At 50.9% G+C, this 16426-nt stretch carries 14 protein-coding genes; 8 read left to right on the plus strand and 6 right to left on the minus strand.

The window, feature by feature from the left end:
* Positions 1-173: 173 nt before the first annotated feature.
* The 3 genes from D6C13_RS06165 to D6C13_RS06175 all read left to right on the plus strand — a co-directional run bounded on the left by D6C13_RS06165 (position 174) and on the right by D6C13_RS06175 (position 4158).
* Positions 174-1376 carry a CMD domain-containing protein gene (locus tag D6C13_RS06165; RefSeq protein WP_120131942.1) on the plus strand — a complete coding sequence of 401 codons (1203 nt, stop codon included), beginning with the start codon at positions 174-176 and terminating at the stop codon, positions 1374-1376.
* A gap of 583 nt (positions 1377-1959) precedes the next feature.
* Complete coding sequence (gene dtpA / locus D6C13_RS06170; RefSeq protein ID WP_120131943.1) at positions 1960-3474, plus strand: dipeptide/tripeptide permease DtpA; 1515 nt, start codon at positions 1960-1962, stop codon at positions 3472-3474.
* Between the two features lie 129 nt (positions 3475-3603).
* Entirely contained in the window at positions 3604-4158 is a 555-nt protein-coding gene (locus D6C13_RS06175; RefSeq protein WP_120131944.1) for a serine acetyltransferase, read from the plus strand.
* 72 nt (positions 4159-4230) lie between these two features.
* Here D6C13_RS06175 and D6C13_RS06180 read toward each other — a convergent pair whose 3' ends face one another.
* Positions 4231-6126, minus strand: coding sequence for a diguanylate cyclase domain-containing protein (locus tag D6C13_RS06180; RefSeq protein ID WP_120131945.1), 1896 nt, complete (start codon positions 6124-6126; stop codon positions 4231-4233).
* A 164-nt stretch (positions 6127-6290) separates the two neighbouring features.
* Positions 6291-7322, minus strand: coding sequence for an AraC family transcriptional regulator (locus D6C13_RS06185; RefSeq protein ID WP_120132068.1), 1032 nt, complete (start codon positions 7320-7322; stop codon positions 6291-6293).
* Positions 7323-7627: 305 nt separating this feature from the next.
* Between D6C13_RS06185 and D6C13_RS06190 the strand changes: the two genes are divergently transcribed.
* The 5 genes from D6C13_RS06190 (at position 7628) to gstA (ending at position 12831) form a co-directional block, all read left to right on the plus strand.
* A complete protein-coding gene (locus tag D6C13_RS06190) occupies positions 7628-7897 on the plus strand; it encodes a hypothetical protein (protein WP_120131946.1) in 270 nt (89 codons plus the stop codon).
* 141 nt (positions 7898-8038) lie between these two features.
* A complete protein-coding gene (locus D6C13_RS06195) occupies positions 8039-9172 on the plus strand; it encodes a GGDEF domain-containing protein (RefSeq protein WP_120131947.1) in 1134 nt (377 codons plus the stop codon).
* A gap of 190 nt (positions 9173-9362) precedes the next feature.
* Positions 9363-11036: a sensor domain-containing protein gene (locus tag D6C13_RS06200; protein ID WP_120131948.1), complete on the plus strand. Its 1674-nt coding sequence runs from the start codon at positions 9363-9365 to the stop codon at positions 11034-11036.
* A 124-nt stretch (positions 11037-11160) separates the two neighbouring features.
* On the plus strand, positions 11161-12027 hold the full coding sequence (gene dapA, locus D6C13_RS06205; protein WP_120131949.1) for a 4-hydroxy-tetrahydrodipicolinate synthase: 867 nt from the start codon (positions 11161-11163) through the stop codon (positions 12025-12027).
* Positions 12028-12225: 198 nt separating this feature from the next.
* Complete coding sequence (gene gstA / locus D6C13_RS06210) at positions 12226-12831, plus strand: glutathione transferase GstA (protein ID WP_120131950.1); 606 nt, start codon at positions 12226-12228, stop codon at positions 12829-12831.
* Between the two features lie 89 nt (positions 12832-12920).
* Here gstA and pdxY read toward each other — a convergent pair whose 3' ends face one another.
* The 4 genes from pdxY to D6C13_RS06230 all read right to left on the minus strand — a co-directional run bounded on the left by pdxY (position 12921) and on the right by D6C13_RS06230 (position 16409).
* Positions 12921-13781, minus strand: coding sequence for a pyridoxal kinase PdxY (gene pdxY, locus D6C13_RS06215; protein ID WP_120131951.1), 861 nt, complete (start codon positions 13779-13781; stop codon positions 12921-12923).
* A 102-nt stretch (positions 13782-13883) separates the two neighbouring features.
* Positions 13884-15158 carry a tyrosine--tRNA ligase gene (gene tyrS, locus D6C13_RS06220; protein WP_120131952.1) on the minus strand — a complete coding sequence of 425 codons (1275 nt, stop codon included), beginning with the start codon at positions 15156-15158 and terminating at the stop codon, positions 13884-13886.
* A gap of 162 nt (positions 15159-15320) precedes the next feature.
* Complete coding sequence (pdxH, locus tag D6C13_RS06225; protein WP_120132069.1) at positions 15321-15986, minus strand: pyridoxamine 5'-phosphate oxidase; 666 nt, start codon at positions 15984-15986, stop codon at positions 15321-15323.
* Positions 15987-16097: 111 nt separating this feature from the next.
* Positions 16098-16409: an MliC family protein gene (locus tag D6C13_RS06230; RefSeq protein WP_120131953.1), complete on the minus strand. Its 312-nt coding sequence runs from the start codon at positions 16407-16409 to the stop codon at positions 16098-16100.
* Positions 16410-16426 lie beyond the last annotated feature (17 nt).

Raw genomic sequence — 16426 nt, forward strand, 5'->3', positions numbered from 1 at the left:
GGATATTGCCGATGAAATTCGCGACCAAACCCGTTCCTCTGGCATATCTGCCGTTTTCTATTCCTTTTAGCTATGATTTATCGCTTAACATTATTTTATATCGACACCAGTATCGGCAAGGATAGGGTCTGATAATTTGCCTGGATGCCAGGCTTGAAGCAAAGGACCCGTTCATGGAACAACAACGCAAGGCCGCACACAGCGGCTGGTATCATGAAACACAATCCAGCCAGTATGGTCACCTGCCGCTTGATCCCCATGCTGCGTTAGTTCAGGATCGCTTTCTGCTCGGGTTGGATATGCAGCTTGATCCGACACTTCGCCAGCTGTTCAACGAACGTCAGAAACTTCTGCGTGCTTCCCGCGCTTGCTACGAAGTCCTTTTCCCGGAGAATCTCGTCGTATCGCGTACCGAGACGCTTTCCTTATATGACCGTCTCAGCAGCGCGCTGACCGTCGCGCAGGTGACCGGCGTACAATCACTTTGTAGCCACTACGCCGCCCGCCTCGCCCCGCTCTCCAGCCCTGATGCCTCCCGCGAAAGTAACATCCGCCAGACTCACATCACACAGTTCGCCCGCTTACTCGCCACACAGCCCACGCTTATCACCCCGCCGATGCTGGATCAGCTTTACGGAGTAGGATTCAGCACGCGGGATATCGTGACGCTCACGCAACTGGTAGGTTTTGTCAGTTATCAGGCGCGTATTCTGGCCGTGCTGAATGGTTTGCGCGGACGTGCAGCGGCGGTACTCCCCGGCTTCCCGGCACCGGAAGGCTGCGAGCAGAAAGGGTTTTCTCTGGCCATGTTGCAATGGAAATCAAGGCTGGCGGAAGTCGCACCGGAAACCGCCAGCCGTCATCAGCAGGATGTTCTGGATTTAATCGCCCCGGATGCGCGCTCTTCATCGTTTTATACTCTGCTGGTACATGACGCCGATGCGCTGAGCGAATTCTCTGCCGTCTTTAATCATGTGATGCAGGCAGGTGAGCGCCCGAAAGCCGCATGGCGTGAACTGTCGGCAGTGGCAACCTCACAGTTAAATGGCTGTCTTTATTGCGCAGGGATCCACGGACGGCTCTATCTCGAAGCCGGTGGCAACGAAACCATTATCGCCTCATTGTTTGAAGATAATCTTCGTGATGATGCGGTAGATGTGCTGTCGAAAACGCTGTCTGACAGAAAAGAAACCGCATTGCTGGACACGGTGATCACACTGACACGCACACCGGAACGTTTTGACGCCCGCCAGTTGCACGGATTATCAGATGCCGGATATTCGGCAACACAATCTCTGGATATCCTGCTCACAGCCGCGCTGTTCAGTTGGTCAAACCGCCTGATCCAGACGCTGGGAGATACGCTTAACCGCTGAGATAACGCCGCAATTCTCTTCATGCTACTCCCTCTCTTTCCGGCAGGATAATCGCCTGCCGGATAGGTCAAATGTAAATGACCCCGCCTCCTAACCGCCATAAGTCGTACTAATCTTATTTTCAACCGGAAATTTAGTGTTAAAACGAGATGCAGATCACACTAGACTATGCATCGTTCTGGATACCTTTGCCGCGTTGTTTTTCCGTTTCAGAAAACCCCGCAGATAGCCCATTATTGCAGACGTATTCACTGTTTATTCATTATTTAACGGACGAATAAACCAGCTAATACTTTTTCAGAAAAACAATAACAAATCCACATTGTGGATTATTATTTATACAACATATTCACATTCTCTATTTTGAAAACATAAACGTTAATTCTGCATAACATTTCGAACACAGTTTAATCAGGCCGGATAAGTTAAATGTAACGGTATATGTCAAACTCCTTGCCTCATTTACGCAGATAGTGAACATTACTTCCCGTCATCCCATCTTATAACAATGCAAAGGGTGCTTATTTCGCGCCACTTATGCGTTTCTGCTCTATACAGGCAGAAGGAATAAACAGAGGTACGAGTGTCAACTGCAAACAAAACACCAAACAATGAAAGCGTGAGTCTGAACGCCTTCAAACAGCCAAAAGCGTTTTACCTGATCTTCTCCATCGAATTGTGGGAACGTTTCGGTTATTACGGCCTGCAAGGGATCATGGCGGTTTACCTGGTCAAAATGCTTGGCCTGAGTGAAGCTGACTCCATTACCCTGTTCTCCTCTTTCAGCGCGCTGGTTTACGGTTTCGTTGCCATCGGCGGCTGGTTAGGCGATAAAGTTCTGGGCTCAAAACGCGTCATCGTGCTCGGCGCGATTGTTCTGGCGTTAGGTTATTCCTTCGTTGCCTATTCCGGCCACGAGGTGTTCTGGGTTTATCTGGGTATGGCGACAATCGCCGTCGGCAGTGGCTTGTTCAAAGCAAATCCATCCTCATTGCTTTCTACCTGCTACGAAAAAGATGACCCGCGTCTTGATGGCGCATTCACCATGTATTACATGTCCGTTAACATCGGCTCATTCTTCTCCATGCTGGCAACCCCATGGCTTGCCGCGCAGTATGGCTGGAGCGTCGCGTTCTCTCTGAGCGTTGTCGGTATGCTGATCACCATCGTGAACTTCATGTTCTGCCGCAAATGGGTAAAACGTCAGGGTTCTAAACCAGACTTCTCCCCGTTGCAGTTCAAAAAGCTGCTGATGGTTCTGGTCGGCGTGGTTGCACTGGTGTTCCTGTCAAGCTGGTTGCTGCATAACCAAACCATCGCACGTATGGTTCTGGGTGTGGTCTCTGTGGGTATCATCATTGTCTTTGCGAAAGAAACCTTCGCCATGCATGGCATTGCACGTCGTAAGATGATTGTGGCGTTCATGCTGATGATGGAAGCCGTGGTGTTCTTCGTGCTGTACAGCCAGATGCCAACTTCCCTGAACTTCTTTGCTATCCACAACGTAGGCCACGACCTGATGGGCATCAGCTTCCAGCCTGAGCAGTTCCAGGCTCTGAATCCGTTCTGGATCATGGTTGCCAGCCCGATTCTGGCCGCTGTTTACACCAAAGTAGGCGACCGTATGCCTATGCCGCACAAGTTTGCCATTGGTATGGTGCTGTGTTCAGGTGCGTTCCTGGTGTTGCCGTGGGGTGCAAGCCTGGCCAACGAACAGGGTATCGTTTCTGTTAACTGGCTGGTGCTGAGCTACGCGCTGCAAAGTATCGGTGAGCTGATGATTTCTGGTCTGGGTCTGGCGATGGTTGCACAGCTGGTACCACAACGTCTGATGGGCTTCATCATGGGCGCATGGTTCCTGACTACCGCAGCCGCTGCGATTATCGCGGGTTACGTGGCGAACCTGACTGCCGTGCCTTCAGAAATCGAAGACGCGCATGCCTCTCTGGCGATTTACAGCCACGTGTTCCTGCAGATTGGTATTGCGACCGCGGTGATTGCAGTGCTGATGCTGGTAACTGCATCTAAGCTGCATCGTATGACGCTGGATCGTGACTCTGACGAGAAGCAACCCGAACTGGCTTCTGCTGCGCAGTAAGTGTAAAAAGTAGTCATGATGATTGACGAACGCCTCCTCCGGGAGGCGTTTTTTATGGCAACGATTTAGCAAAAATATTCATTGTGTTAGGATTGCGTAAGCGAGACTTACGAAAACGGAACAATCCTGATGAGCGAAAATCACAGCCGGTATAAACAGTTAACCCGCTATTTATCCGCTGATATTCTTAAGAACAAGAAAGATTTCTCCTGGCGACGGATCCTCATCCGTTGCATAAAACAGCCTCAGCACCGGTATATTTTCTGGTGGCGTATCGCGAGCTATTTATATTCGACGAACAGTCATTTCTGTAAAGCCCGTGCCCGCAAGATGAACTATTCGTTAATCAGAAAGTATGGCATCGAGATCATGCTTGGCGCGCAAATTGGCGAAGGAATCAGACTCCCTCATCTGACGGGGATCGTCATCAACCCGCATTGCATCATTGGGCAGAATGTCCGGATCCGTCAAAACACCACTATCGGCATTAAAGTTGATGAGGGAACAAGACGACTGGTGATTGGCGATAATGTCGATATTGGCGCTAATTGCTGCATTATCGGCAATGATATTACCATTGGTCACAATGTCACCATTGGTGCGATGTCTTTCATCAATAAAAACATCCCCGACAATGCCGTGTGCTATACCGAAAAGAGCAACAAGATCATCATCAATACGTAAGCCGTCAGCAAACGGAAATTTCGCCTGAACTTTGTAGCCAGACGATTTTTCATGACTTGTTATCCCAACTTTTTATCCAAGATAGTAACGCCCTTTCCCGCTTTGTTTTGCCCGGTACATGGCGGCGTCGGCGCGCGCCATCAGGGTATCGGGTAATAACGGCTGACGCGCACGCCCCACCGCCACGCCAATACTGGCTGACAGCGATACCGGTACACCTGCGACGCGATCGACACAACGCAATGCGTTCATCAGGCTGATACAAATCCGGCTGACGTCGCTTTCCGTATTCACTAAATGGCCCAGCAAGACCGTAAACTCATCCCCTGCCAGACGTGCTACCACGTCCTGTGAACGCAGGTTATCGCGCAAAGTATGACCGAAAAACTTCAGGATCAAATCGCCAAATTCGTGCCCATAGGTGTCGTTGTATGCTTTAAAGTTATCAATGTCTAAAAAAAGTAAGGCTATGTCTTTATCTGCTTTTTCTTGTTGTCTGGCGGCATATATCAGGGATTGCTGGAAAGCCCGCCGGTTAGGAAGTCCGGTCAGCGAATCATGATTGGCCTCAAATTCCAGCTGCGCCTGCAATTCTTTAATCTCACTGATGTCGGTCGAAAGACCATAGTAACCATGACCGCTGTCATCACACGGAATGAGCGTGGTGTGCAAAACCCCCCCTTTTCCGTTTCGGGAATAACCGGGTAACTCAATGTCATAACTGACGGCCATCCCCTGTAACACCTGGCGAATATAGGGCTCGATTTGCTGGTAAGTCTCCTGCCCCACCACGTCTTTCACCAGGCGACCCCTCACCTTATCTTCGGCCACGCCATACCAGCTGGCATGAAAGTGGTTCACAAAAATGTATTCTTCATTCGCATCTACATGACAAATCAGTGCCGGAATGTTGTCGGTAATAGCCCGCAACCGGTTTTTGCTTTCCGTCAGTTCCCGCTCGCGGTTCAGACGCTGTGCAATTTCCTGATGCAGTTGCTCCATCGCCAACTGGAGTTCATTAGTGCGCGCGGCCACGCGGCGTTCCAGATCGCCCTGCAACGAATACAAAGTCTGCTCAATGTTTTTGCGCTCAGTAATGTCGCTGATGACCACGATATAGTGATGCGCCTCTCCGGCAGCGTTGCGCACCAAGGAAGCGGTGAGCGTCACCCACAACGTGCTGCCGTTCCCACGCTGAAGCAATTTCTCGACGCTAAAACTGTGAATTTCACCGGAGAGTAAACGAGGGATCAAAATATTTTCGGCGTAGAGATCTTCAGGATGCGTTACGTCGTGAAGCAGGCAACTGCGCAGCTGGTATTCGGCGTAGCCCAGCATATTACATACCTGAGGATTGATGCGCAGCCAGCGCCAGTCGAGGCCGACCAGAGAAAATCCGACAGCGGCATGAGCGAATGTCTGCTCAAACAAGGCTTCGCTCTTTGCCAGATTATCCTCCACCCGCGCCGTATACTGCCGGTTTTCCAGATGAAAAATATAGCTTTGCACCAGCGCGGTCATGTCAATCAAGGTTTGCCCGTCCTCCTCGCTCCACTCCCTTGTCCGGTCGTCAATCAGGCACAGCGCGCCCAGTGCAACTCCCTGCTGGGAATGCAGTGCGCAACCGGCATAGAAGACGATATGCGGCGCGCCGGTGACCAGCGGATTATCGTGAAACCGCAAATCCAGACGGGCATCTCTGACAATCAGAGGGCCGGATTCAAGAATGGTATGGCCGCAAAACGAGGTATCGCGCGGGGACTGATTGATATCGATGCCGGTATGCGACAAAAACCACTGCCGGTCGGCATCAATCAGTGAGACAACGACGGCTTTGGCCTGAAACTGGCGCGCAGCCATGCGGGTGATACGGTCGATCTCCTCAATTCTGGGGGAATCTAAGATGCCCAGAGAAGCCAGTATCGCAAGCCTAGCCTGTTCATCAACTGCCTGTTGAGGGACTAACATAATGCACTCTCGATGATGACTGGTGAATATGTCATCAAGTTTACTGTGTTTAATCGGAAAACCGGCTCTGATTCCGCCCTTGCCGGGCAAAATTCAGAATAGTGACAGATCACAAAAAACGCATTTATTTTACAGAATTTGCACAAATAGCGGCAAATCAACGGCTAAAGTGAGCTTACCCAGTTCACATGGGTAGCATCAACCTGACCGGATTGTTCTGCATCACGACGGTATTTCTGCCGCAATTCTGACGGGGTCGCGCCATAAAACTCAAGGAAGTAACGGCGCAGCGCACCCGGCTCAAGTCCGCACTGACGGGCGATGGCGGCCAGACTTTGATCTGACATTGATGACGTACGCAGCAGACGTTTCGCCAGCAATAAGCGGCGGCTGCGGATGAACTGCGCGATACCTCCAAGTGGCTCAAATAGCCGGTATAAACCCGAGCGCGAGATGGCAAAGTTTTTACACAGCACATCCACACTCACCGGCTGGCTGAGATGTTTTTCGATGTACAGACAGATGCGTTCCAGGCGGGCACTTTGCTCAAACGGATGCTCAACTTTTTTGCCCGCCACCAGGTGCAGCGTTTGCAGGAATACAGACGCCGCGCCTTCGCCAGTGCTCAGCACTTCCTGCTCGGTCATCTGATCAAACACCTGCACCATCGTCGCAAAGTGATTACGCAGAATAATGTTCACCGGTGATGCCGCAGGAATGCGCTTACCGTGCAGGGCCGCAATATCGACATTAAAATGCAGACTGTGCTTGGGCATAATAATGTACTGATACGAGCCCAGACGCGGTTTCTGGTCACCAGGATAGACGTGGATTTTGATCGGCTGTGACATATCCTGGATCATGATATCCCCCTGAACCAGGGTGAAACGCTCGCCAAAGCACTGGCATTCCATCCCGCCGATGATAATGATGAAAATCACGATATGATCGGGCATGGAAAACAGATTGCCATACTGGCGGTTAATATCGTGCTCGCTGACGGTCAGAACGCCGCCAATTACGCGTCCGAAATTGTATCCTGTCACCCCCCAGTCAAATTCATCCCTGTGACGATCGGGCAGTTCAAGCTTGAAGCCTGCGCTGGACATCCCGTCTTCCCATTCATAGAAACGGGTTTCGAAATCCTGATAGATATTGGCACCGTCAACTATCTTTCGTGAAGATGAATCGCTCATTTTCTCACCGGAAATTAAGATGATTCCGAAACGATAATCTACCTCATACTGATAAATCAATGCGTAGCAGCACCTGGTCATACATTTTCACTGTTTCTTAATATTTTAGAGGTCGACGAAAATTGCACAACGGATTGTAAAATCAGGAATTAAAGGGCGTTATTCCCCGGATTGAATGATCCGGTTATCCGCGATAATTATTTTAGGATCGGTTAATATCATGTTGAAGATCCTCACTTTCGTGATTTGCTATTCTTAAAAAAGCACGATTCATTTTTTCACTCAACCCTCGCCAGGAAGTGCCCATGGAAAAAAGAAAGGTCCTGGATGAAGGACGTCAGCTCAAACGCATGAATGCGGAAACCCGCAGGCAATCGCACATGCATAAATGGTTTGCCATCGTGGCCGCACTCGACTGCGTGCTGGTTATTTTTTACGATCAGGATATGCGTAATATCGTTTTCTCGGCCGGTGTTTGCATCGTCTGTACTTTTCTGTGGCTAAAAGGCCGCAAACAATCGCGCAGTTACCGCCGCGAATGGGATCAAAAATTCGGCACTAAAAAACATCCCTGAGTTTTTACCCTGCCTGAACGTCTCCGTTTACCTTTCCGGCCATAAAGAAATTCCTAAATTTGATAAAAGTGTTTCTGCCCCATACTAAAAATCAGTCAAAATAACTTCCGGCATACCCGCAAATAAAAACTTATAAAATTTATGCATCTCGACGTTTACACGTTATTTATATTTGAGCTTTTTATTCTCATCCTGCTCACTGCCGTCATGCTGTTCGCGTGGATCGGCGGGCGCAGGGATCCGACGCTCGGGCTGACAGCTCTGATGCTGGCGTTCTCCACGGCAGGCACATTGCTCAGCAGTATGCGCGCCGGAGTGAGTGAAGTTATTCCCGTGGTGTTCAGTAACATGATGATTTTACTTTGTTACGGGATTATGTGGGCCGCATTAAGAATATTTACGGGCCGGCGGGTGTTTCTGCCGGTGGTATTTTCCGGGCCAATTATCTGGCTTGTGTTTTGCCTGTACCCGGCGTTTTATCACAACCTTGAGCCGCGGATTTTCCTGACATCATTGTTAACGGCGACTTATACCCTGCTGACGACACTGGAGATTTGGCATGCGCGCAGGCAGTTGCAGGTGACATACTGGCCCGCGTTGCCGCTGAGTTTCTTCCACGCCTGTTTCTACCTGGCTCGTCCTTTCTTTGATGACAGCCTGCCCTATGCCGAGATGGCGGGCGGTCATAGCAGCGGATTCTTCGCTATACTGATTTTTGAAGCCATTTTGTACGCAATTTGCCTGTCTTTCATCATTCTTGCCATGGTCTACGAACGCGGTCAGCTGGGTTATAAGCAGGCTTCTTTGTCAGATCCACTGACGGGTGTGGGTAATCGCAGGGATTTTCTTGAGCGCGGTAATGAGCTAATAAGAAAGCGTAAAAATAATGATTTCCCTTTGCAGCTGATCTTATTTGATCTGGATAATTTCAAGCGGCTCAATGACCAGTATGGCCATGCCGGTGGCGATTCAGCGCTGGTTTTCTTTTGTAATGTGGTGAAGGCTTCCCTGGAGAAAAAGGATATTTTCGCCCGTATAGGCGGAGAAGAATTCGCCTGCCTGACCACCCGTCCCAGGGAACAGGCAATACGGATGGCAGAGAATATTCGTTTTCAGCTGGCCCAGAATTCACAGCACAGTATTCCGATGACGGTCAGTGTAGGAATGGCTTTCAGTGAATCCGATCAGGACTCAATTTCACATTTATTAATCCAGGCAGATCATGCTTTGTATCGGGCGAAATCCGCCGGTAAAAACCGCATTGAGCTGAGTTGATCGTTATTCACCCGAACAAAATATCGAATACCTCACTTAGGGCATGATAACCGATTGAATTTTAAAATTTAAAAACAACGGTAATAATCTCATCCAATTGTGAGTAATAATTGTAAAAACAACCTGATGAGTCACCGGCTGATACACCGTGCCACACCCACACTCATTTCCTGCTCGGGGTAGTTAACTCATGCTTACTGATATTGCGATATGCCAGGCAGTTCTTGATGCTCTTCCCGAGGCGACGGTGCTCAAAGACGACAGCCGTAAACTGGTATTTCTCAATCAGAAAGCCTGCGAGTTTTATGGTCGTGCGCGTGAGGAGCTGATTGGTCAGGATGTGTCATTTTTCACTGAGCCGGAGCAGGCCACCCGTCAGCGCCAGCGTGATATCGAAGTCCTGGAAACCGGTGAGAAAACGGTTAATGAAGAAACGCTGGTGGATCCTTCCGGAAAGCGGCGCAATGTGCTGGTGCGCAAGTCGCGCGTCACCCTCGAGTCCCGGCATTTTATTCTGACTTCCATAATGGATATCTCCCTGCTGCGCAGTTCCGAAGCGCAGATCCGTTATCTCGCCCGCCATGATGTGCTGACCGGTCTTCCGAACCGTACGGCGCTGAGTGAAGAACTCAGCCAGATCGCGGCGCAGAGGATGTATCGCCCTGAACCGTACGCGCTTTTCCTGCTCAACCTCAATGATTTCAATTACATCAACGACACTTACGGCTATCAGGCCGGTGATGCGATTCTGTGTGAATTCGGGCAGCGTTTGCGAAATGAAGTCGGTAACAGCGGAACCGTTTCCCGTATCGGCGGTGATGAGTTCTCCATTATTTTGCGAAATAATCCGACCAGCGAAATGGCCAATAATCTGGCGCTGGAAATTCTGGTGATGATGCGCCAGCCTTTCACGCTGACGCGCGCAAACCCGATGATCACTATTTCTTTCGGTATCGTGATGTTTGGCGCTGAAAATATTACTGCCGGTGAAATTATGCGCCGCGGGAATACCGCGCTGCTGGAAGCCAAGCAACGCGGCAAAAATATGTTCTCGTTTTATTCTGAATTGCTGGATGCCAGCAGCGTCAGCAAACGCATTATGGTGAAAGCGCTGGCTGAATCGCTGGCAAAAGCAGGCGACCTTTCCTGCGTCTACCAGACTATTTTGCGCAGCCGTGATGAAAAGGTTGTCTGTGTGGAAGCGCTGGCGCGTTGGAACCACGGCGTACTCGGGCAGGTTTCCCCGGTTCAGTTTATTGCTCTGGCAGAAGAAACCGGTATGGTTATCCAGCTGGGTGAAATCGTTCTGCGCCAGGCCTGCCGGGACATTAAAAACTTTGGTCAGCTGAATCTGGCGATTAACGTATCCGCCGTACAGCTAGGTGAACCGGATTTCGGGCCACGAATTCTGGCTGTTCTGGCAGAAGAGAATTTCCCGCCTTCACGTCTGGAACTCGAGCTGACAGAAACGTCGGTGATGAACGCCAATGCGACCAGCCTCAGTCATCTGGCTGAACTGCGCAAAGCGGGCGTCAAAATTTCGCTCGATGATTTCGGTACCGGCTATTCCAGCCTCAGTTTATTGAAAGATATCTCGGTCGACAGCGTAAAAATTGACCGTTCGTTTGTGCAGTACGTCACAGAAGTGAATGATACCGCCGCCATCGTTTCTGCTGTCTCCCAGCTCGGCAATAAAATGCATCTCAACGTCATCGCCGAAGGTGTGGAAAATCAGCTTCAAAAATCCTTTTTAGTATCAGCAGGTTGCTCACATCTTCAGGGCTATCTTTTCTCAAGGCCGGTGCCGGTTGAAGTATTATCAACGTTGCTTAACGCAGAAATGAATATGTCAGCCAGTATCTGAAACGCGGATACATAAGCTTCATAGATAACTCAAAACACCTTATTAATTCATTCAATTGGCGCTCGTCCCTATTTTACTGACATGATCCGAGGCTGATAAATCACGCCGTTTAAGGAAATACATCATGTCATCGTTTTCAGGTATCTGGGTCCCGCTGGTCACGCCTTTCAAACAGGGTGAGATCGACTTTACTGCACTGAAATCTCTGTGCACCCGGCTGCTCAAACGGGGCGTTGATGGCGTTGTCGTCTGCGGCACTACCGGCGAAGCGCCGATGCTTTCCAAAGAAGAACAACTTCAGGTTCTGGATGCCGTGCTGGAAGTCGTGCCCGGACATCAGGTCATCATGGGGCTCTCCGGTACCCATATGCCGGTTATCCGCGAAATGCAGGATGCGATCCTTCGCCGCCCTGTCGCCGGTCTGCTGATCCCCGCACCTTATTATATTCGCCCATCTCAGGCCGCACTGGTTGCCTGGTTTACTGAAATTGCCGACCATTCCACGGTGCCGCTGGTGCTTTACAACATTCCTTACCGTACCGGCGTGCAGATGGAGATTGATACATTCCGCCAGCTGGCTAAGCATCCGCAAATTAGCGCCGTCAAAGATTGCGGCGGTAGCATTGACCTGACGCTGTCACTGCTCGCTGATGGTGAACTGGATGTGCTATGCGGGGAAGACGTACAGATTTTCTCGACGCTGAGTCTGGGCGGTGCCGGTGCCATTGCGGCTTCTTCGCATATTTTCCCACAAGAGTTTGTGCAGCTCATCCGTCAGTTCAAAGAACAGGATATGGTGGCCGCGCGTAAAACGTTTTTCGGCCTGCTGCCGATGATCCGCCTGATGTTCTCTGCGCCTAATCCGGCGGCGATTAAGTACGCCTTATCGCTCGACGGGCTGATGAACAATGAACTGCGTTCACCTATGCTCCCTGCGCCGGAAAATGTCGAAGCGGCAATCCGTGACTTCCTCAATCAACATTCCCGCTGATAAGCCTGGTGACGGTCAGCGGTGGCCGTCACTCTGCGCATTATAATATGAGCAATCAGGCTCATTCTCAGAATTAAAACACTGACATTTGCTCCCGCCGGTTCTAGGATAGAAGCAGATTTTATATAGCCGTATTGTGTCTCGCAAAACCTCGATGTTTTACGGCGTCAGACGCGTTGCTCATCTAATGGAGTATTTATGAAACTGTATTATAAATCCGGTGCCTGTTCGCTTTCCCCGCATATCGTCCTTCGTGAAGCAGGTCTGGACTTCAGCATTGAAAAAGTTGATCTGGCGACCAAGAAAACCGAAGCCGGTGACGACTTCCTGGCGGTGAATCCGAAGGGACAAATCCCGACGCTGCTGCTTAATGATGGCAGCATTCTGACCGAAGGCGTGGCTATCGTGCAGTATCTGGCCGATCAGAAACCAGACCGTCAGCTGATGCCGGAACAAGGTACGCTGGCCCGTTATCACGCGCTGGAATGGCTGAACTATATTGCGACAGAGCTGCATAAAGGCTTCTCTCCCCTGTTCAATCCTAAAACGCCGGATGATTTTAAAGCCGTGACCCGCGAAGCGCTGAGCAAGAAGTTTGCTTACGTGAATGAGTCCCTGAAAGGCAATCAGTTCCTGCTGGGTGCCCGTTTCAGCGTAGCGGATGCGTATCTGTTCACCGTAATGGGCTGGGCAAAAGCCCTGAAGTTTGACCTGAGCGCCCTGACCGAACTGAATGCGTATCTGGATCGTGTGGCTGCACGTCCTGCGGTTGACGCTGCAATGACGGCGGAAGGCCTGAAGTAATTCCTGCGCCTGACAGGTATAAATAGCAACGCACAAACAAAAACGCCCCGTCTGGTCACAGCACGGGGCGTTTTCTATGGGAGTAAATCTTACAGTTTTACCGCCGGGAAATGGTGCTCAGGTTTGACCATTTTGTCCTGTGCCGCCACGATTTGCAGCTCATACTCGCCCATCGTGTGGGTGGTCAGCATCACTTCGTAAACTGCCGCAGTGACGTGTTCCAGCGCTTTATCCAGTGCCTCGCCTTTGAGCAGATTGACCAGCAGCAAACCACTGGTCAGGTCGCCAACGCCGACAGGCTGACGCACACCAAAATCAACCAGCGGACGGTCGATATGCCAGGCTTCATCCGCCGTCACCAGCAGCATTTCAAAGCGATCACTGTGATAACCGGCGCGGCTTAAATGTTTCACCAGCACAATTTTCGGCCCCTTGCTGATAAGCTCACGCGCCGTGGCGACCGCCTCTTCAACACTTGCCACCGCATGGCCGCTCAGTAATTCCAGCTCCAGCAGATTCGGGGCGATGATGTCGCAGTTAACCAGTGCCTGATTGCAATGGAACTCAGCAACACCCGGCGCCACGATACAGCCCTTTTCAGGATGCCCCATGACCGGATCGCAAAAATACCAGGCATCAGGATTTGCTGCTTTCACCAGACGGACAATCTCCAGAATGCTTTGTCCCTGTTCCGCCGAGCCGATATAGCCGCTTAGCACCGCATCGCAATCCTTCAGACGGTCAATGTTCGCAATCCCCTGCGCGATTTCAGTCAGATGCGTGGCGGGCATCACACAGCCGGTCCAGTGGCCGTACTGAGTATGATTGGAGAACTGAACGGTATTCAGCGGCCAAACGTTTGCGCCCATGCGACGCATAGGGAATTGTGCCGCGCTGTTACCCGCGTGCCCAAAAACGGTGTGTGACTGGATAGAAAGAATGCTTTTCATGAAGAATTTCCGATAGTAACGTCATCGGGAGATGGCGGAATAACTGATATCAGTGAACAAAAACGGGAGACTTTTCAGTCCCCCGTTATGCCGGCCTAAAACTTATGCCCAGAGCAGCAAGGTATAGTTCTTTTTACCGCGACGCAGCAAGGTATAACGACCAAACAGACGATCGCTGTCAGCAAAGCTGTATTCAGTGTCAGTCTGTTTTTCGCCGTTTACAGAAACCGCGTTGGAAGAAATCATGGTGCGCGCCTGACCTTTCGACGGTGCCATACCCGCAATGACCAGCGCCTGTTGCAGGTCTGTATCGCGTGGCACTTCAAACAATTCCAGACCATCCTGCGCCAGCTGACCGAAATCGACTTCGGTCATTTCGCTCAGAGAACCGGAGAACAGGCTCTGCGTGATGCGTTTTGCGGCCGCCAGGCCTTCTGCGCCGTGAACCATACCGGTCACTTCTTCGGCCAGAACGTACTGCGCGCGCGGCGCTTTGCCGCTGGTTTTGTCTTCTTCTTCCAGCGCATTGATGTCTTCAATGCTCATAAAGGTGAAGAATTTCAGGAAGCGGTAAACGTCAGCATCCGCGGTGTTGATCCAGAACTGATAGAATTTGTACGGACTGGTTTTCTTCGGATCCAGCCAGACAGCGCCACCTTCGGTTTTACCGAATTTAGTGCCATCCGCTTTCGTGATTAACGGAACCGTCAGTCCGAAAACCTGCTTCTGGTGCATACGGCGGGTTAAATCAATACCCGACGTGATGTTGCCCCACTGGTCAGAACCACCGATTTGCAATACCACCTGATGACGGCTGTACAGCTCAGAGAAATCGTAACCCTGCAGCAGGTTGTAAGAGAATTCGGTGAAGGAGATGCCGCTGTCATCGCGATTCAAACGCTGTTTCACCGCTTCTTTGTTGATCATCTGGTTAACAGAGAAGTGTTTACCGATATCACGCAGGAAGGTCAGCACATTCATGCCGCCGAACCAGTCGTAGTTGTTGGCGGTGATCGCGCTGTTTTCGCCACAGCTGAAATCCAGGAACGGAGAAACCTGCTGGCGGATTTTTTCCACCCACTCGTTCACGGTTTCATTGGTGTTCAGCTTACGCTCTGTCGCTTTAAAGCTCGGGTCACCGATAAGACCGGTTGCGCCGCCGACCAGTGCCACAGGCTTGTGCCCGTTCAGCTGGAAGCGTTTCAGGCAAAGCAACGGCACCAGATGTCCCAAATGCAAGCTGTCTGCGGTAGGATCGAAACCGCAATAGAGTGCAATTGGCCCTTGCGCCAGTTGCTCTGCTAACGCTTCTTCATCCGTTACCTGGGCAATGAGGCCCCGCTCTTGCAGTTGTTTAATCAGGTTGCTGCTCGCCATCAAAGACTCCGTTTGTTTGTACTTAGAAATATGTACTGAATGTGTGCAGATTCATGTCCGGCAACATGCCGCGCATGTGCCTTTTCTCTCACCTTTACGGGGAACGACATAGAATAAAGCGCTCGTCGTCCGAGCGCTAGGAAATCGCGTATTTTTTCGTGGTTAAGGTGCGAGGCGGTCTATTTTCCAGCCAGTTTCTGTCTCTGCCTCATCCCGCTGATAAATGAACCGGTCGTGCAGACGATGTTCGCCGCCCTGCCAGAATTCCATTGAATCGACTTTGACACGAAAACCGCCCCAGAAACTTGGCAACGGGACTTCGCCATTACTGAATTTTTGTTTCAGTTCGAGGAATTTACTTTCCAGCACGCCGCGCGCTGAAATGCGGGTGGATTGCTGAGAAACCCACGCGCCAATCTGGCTGTCTTTCGGACGGCTGGTGAAGTATTTCATTACTTCCAGCGTGGATAAACGTTCTGCCTGACCGAGAACATTCACTTGTCTGTCGAGCATATGCCACGGGAATAACAGGCTGATACGGGAATTGCCCGCCAGCTGCTGCGCCTTACGGCTGCCGAGATTGGTGTAAAACACCAGCCCCTTTTCATCATAATGTTTGAGCAGCACGATACGCTGGAAGGGCTGTCCATTTTCATCCACCGTCGCGACAACCATCGCCGTCGGGTCCGCCAGACGGGCATCACACGCCTGTTTCAGCCAGCGTTCAAACAAAGGCAGCGGTTGTGGCGTTAAATCCGCACGACGTAATCCGCCACGGGTGTATTCGCGGCGTGAGTCCGCAATATCAAATTCTTTATTATCAGCCATATGGATCAATTGCGTATCAAGGGAAGGTATACGCATTGTGCACCCGCCGCGTCAGGATCTCAACGTTCCTGATGCGGGGTTTAGAAAGGGAAAGCAGAGGTTTAATAAATTCTATTGCTGAACGCAATCATCGATGATGACGTTCTCACCGCGCTGCACAAAGGCCTGATTGCCTTTCGACCAGAACGTGTAACGGCCATCGCTGTATTTAGTTCCGGAAGCGGCTTCAACCTGTTTCAGTTTCAGCTGTTCGCCATCGAGCACCATATTAACCTGCTGCGCCGGCTTATCCAGCGTGACGGTCAGCGGCAATGTTCCGCACTGGTAGTGCAGTTCCTGCGTCGGGCTTTCGGTCTGGTGGCTGAACTGGCTACATCCGGCCAGCGTTAATCCTGCAAGAGAAGCGATGATCGCCTTTTTCATTCTGAACTCCCTGAGTG

The organism is Rahnella woolbedingensis, from assembly GCF_003602095.1.
GTDB classification, from domain to species: Bacteria; Pseudomonadota; Gammaproteobacteria; order Enterobacterales; family Enterobacteriaceae; genus Rahnella; species Rahnella woolbedingensis.

Excerpts from the sequence above, each read along its gene's own strand:
- D6C13_RS06165 (WP_120131942.1), top strand. The coding sequence starts at position 174 with ATGGAACAACAACGCAAGGCCGCACACAGCGGCTGGTATCATGAAACA.
- D6C13_RS06175 (WP_120131944.1), top strand. The coding sequence starts at position 3,604 with ATGAGCGAAAATCACAGCCGGTATAAACAGTTAACCCGCTATTTATCC.
- D6C13_RS06180 (WP_120131945.1), bottom strand. The coding sequence starts at position 6,126 with ATGTTAGTCCCTCAACAGGCAGTTGATGAACAGGCTAGGCTTGCGATA.
- D6C13_RS06185 (WP_120132068.1), bottom strand. The coding sequence starts at position 7,322 with ATGAGCGATTCATCTTCACGAAAGATAGTTGACGGTGCCAATATCTAT.
- D6C13_RS06190 (WP_120131946.1), top strand. The coding sequence starts at position 7,628 with ATGGAAAAAAGAAAGGTCCTGGATGAAGGACGTCAGCTCAAACGCATG.
- D6C13_RS06195 (WP_120131947.1), top strand. The coding sequence starts at position 8,039 with ATGCATCTCGACGTTTACACGTTATTTATATTTGAGCTTTTTATTCTC.
- D6C13_RS06200 (WP_120131948.1), top strand. The coding sequence starts at position 9,363 with ATGCTTACTGATATTGCGATATGCCAGGCAGTTCTTGATGCTCTTCCC.
- dapA (WP_120131949.1), top strand. The coding sequence starts at position 11,161 with ATGTCATCGTTTTCAGGTATCTGGGTCCCGCTGGTCACGCCTTTCAAA.
- gstA (WP_120131950.1), top strand. The coding sequence starts at position 12,226 with ATGAAACTGTATTATAAATCCGGTGCCTGTTCGCTTTCCCCGCATATC.
- pdxY (WP_120131951.1), bottom strand. The coding sequence starts at position 13,781 with ATGAAAAGCATTCTTTCTATCCAGTCACACACCGTTTTTGGGCACGCG.
- tyrS (WP_120131952.1), bottom strand. The coding sequence starts at position 15,158 with ATGGCGAGCAGCAACCTGATTAAACAACTGCAAGAGCGGGGCCTCATT.
- pdxH (WP_120132069.1), bottom strand. The coding sequence starts at position 15,986 with ATGGCTGATAATAAAGAATTTGATATTGCGGACTCACGCCGCGAATAC.
- D6C13_RS06230 (WP_120131953.1), bottom strand. The coding sequence starts at position 16,409 with ATGAAAAAGGCGATCATCGCTTCTCTTGCAGGATTAACGCTGGCCGGA.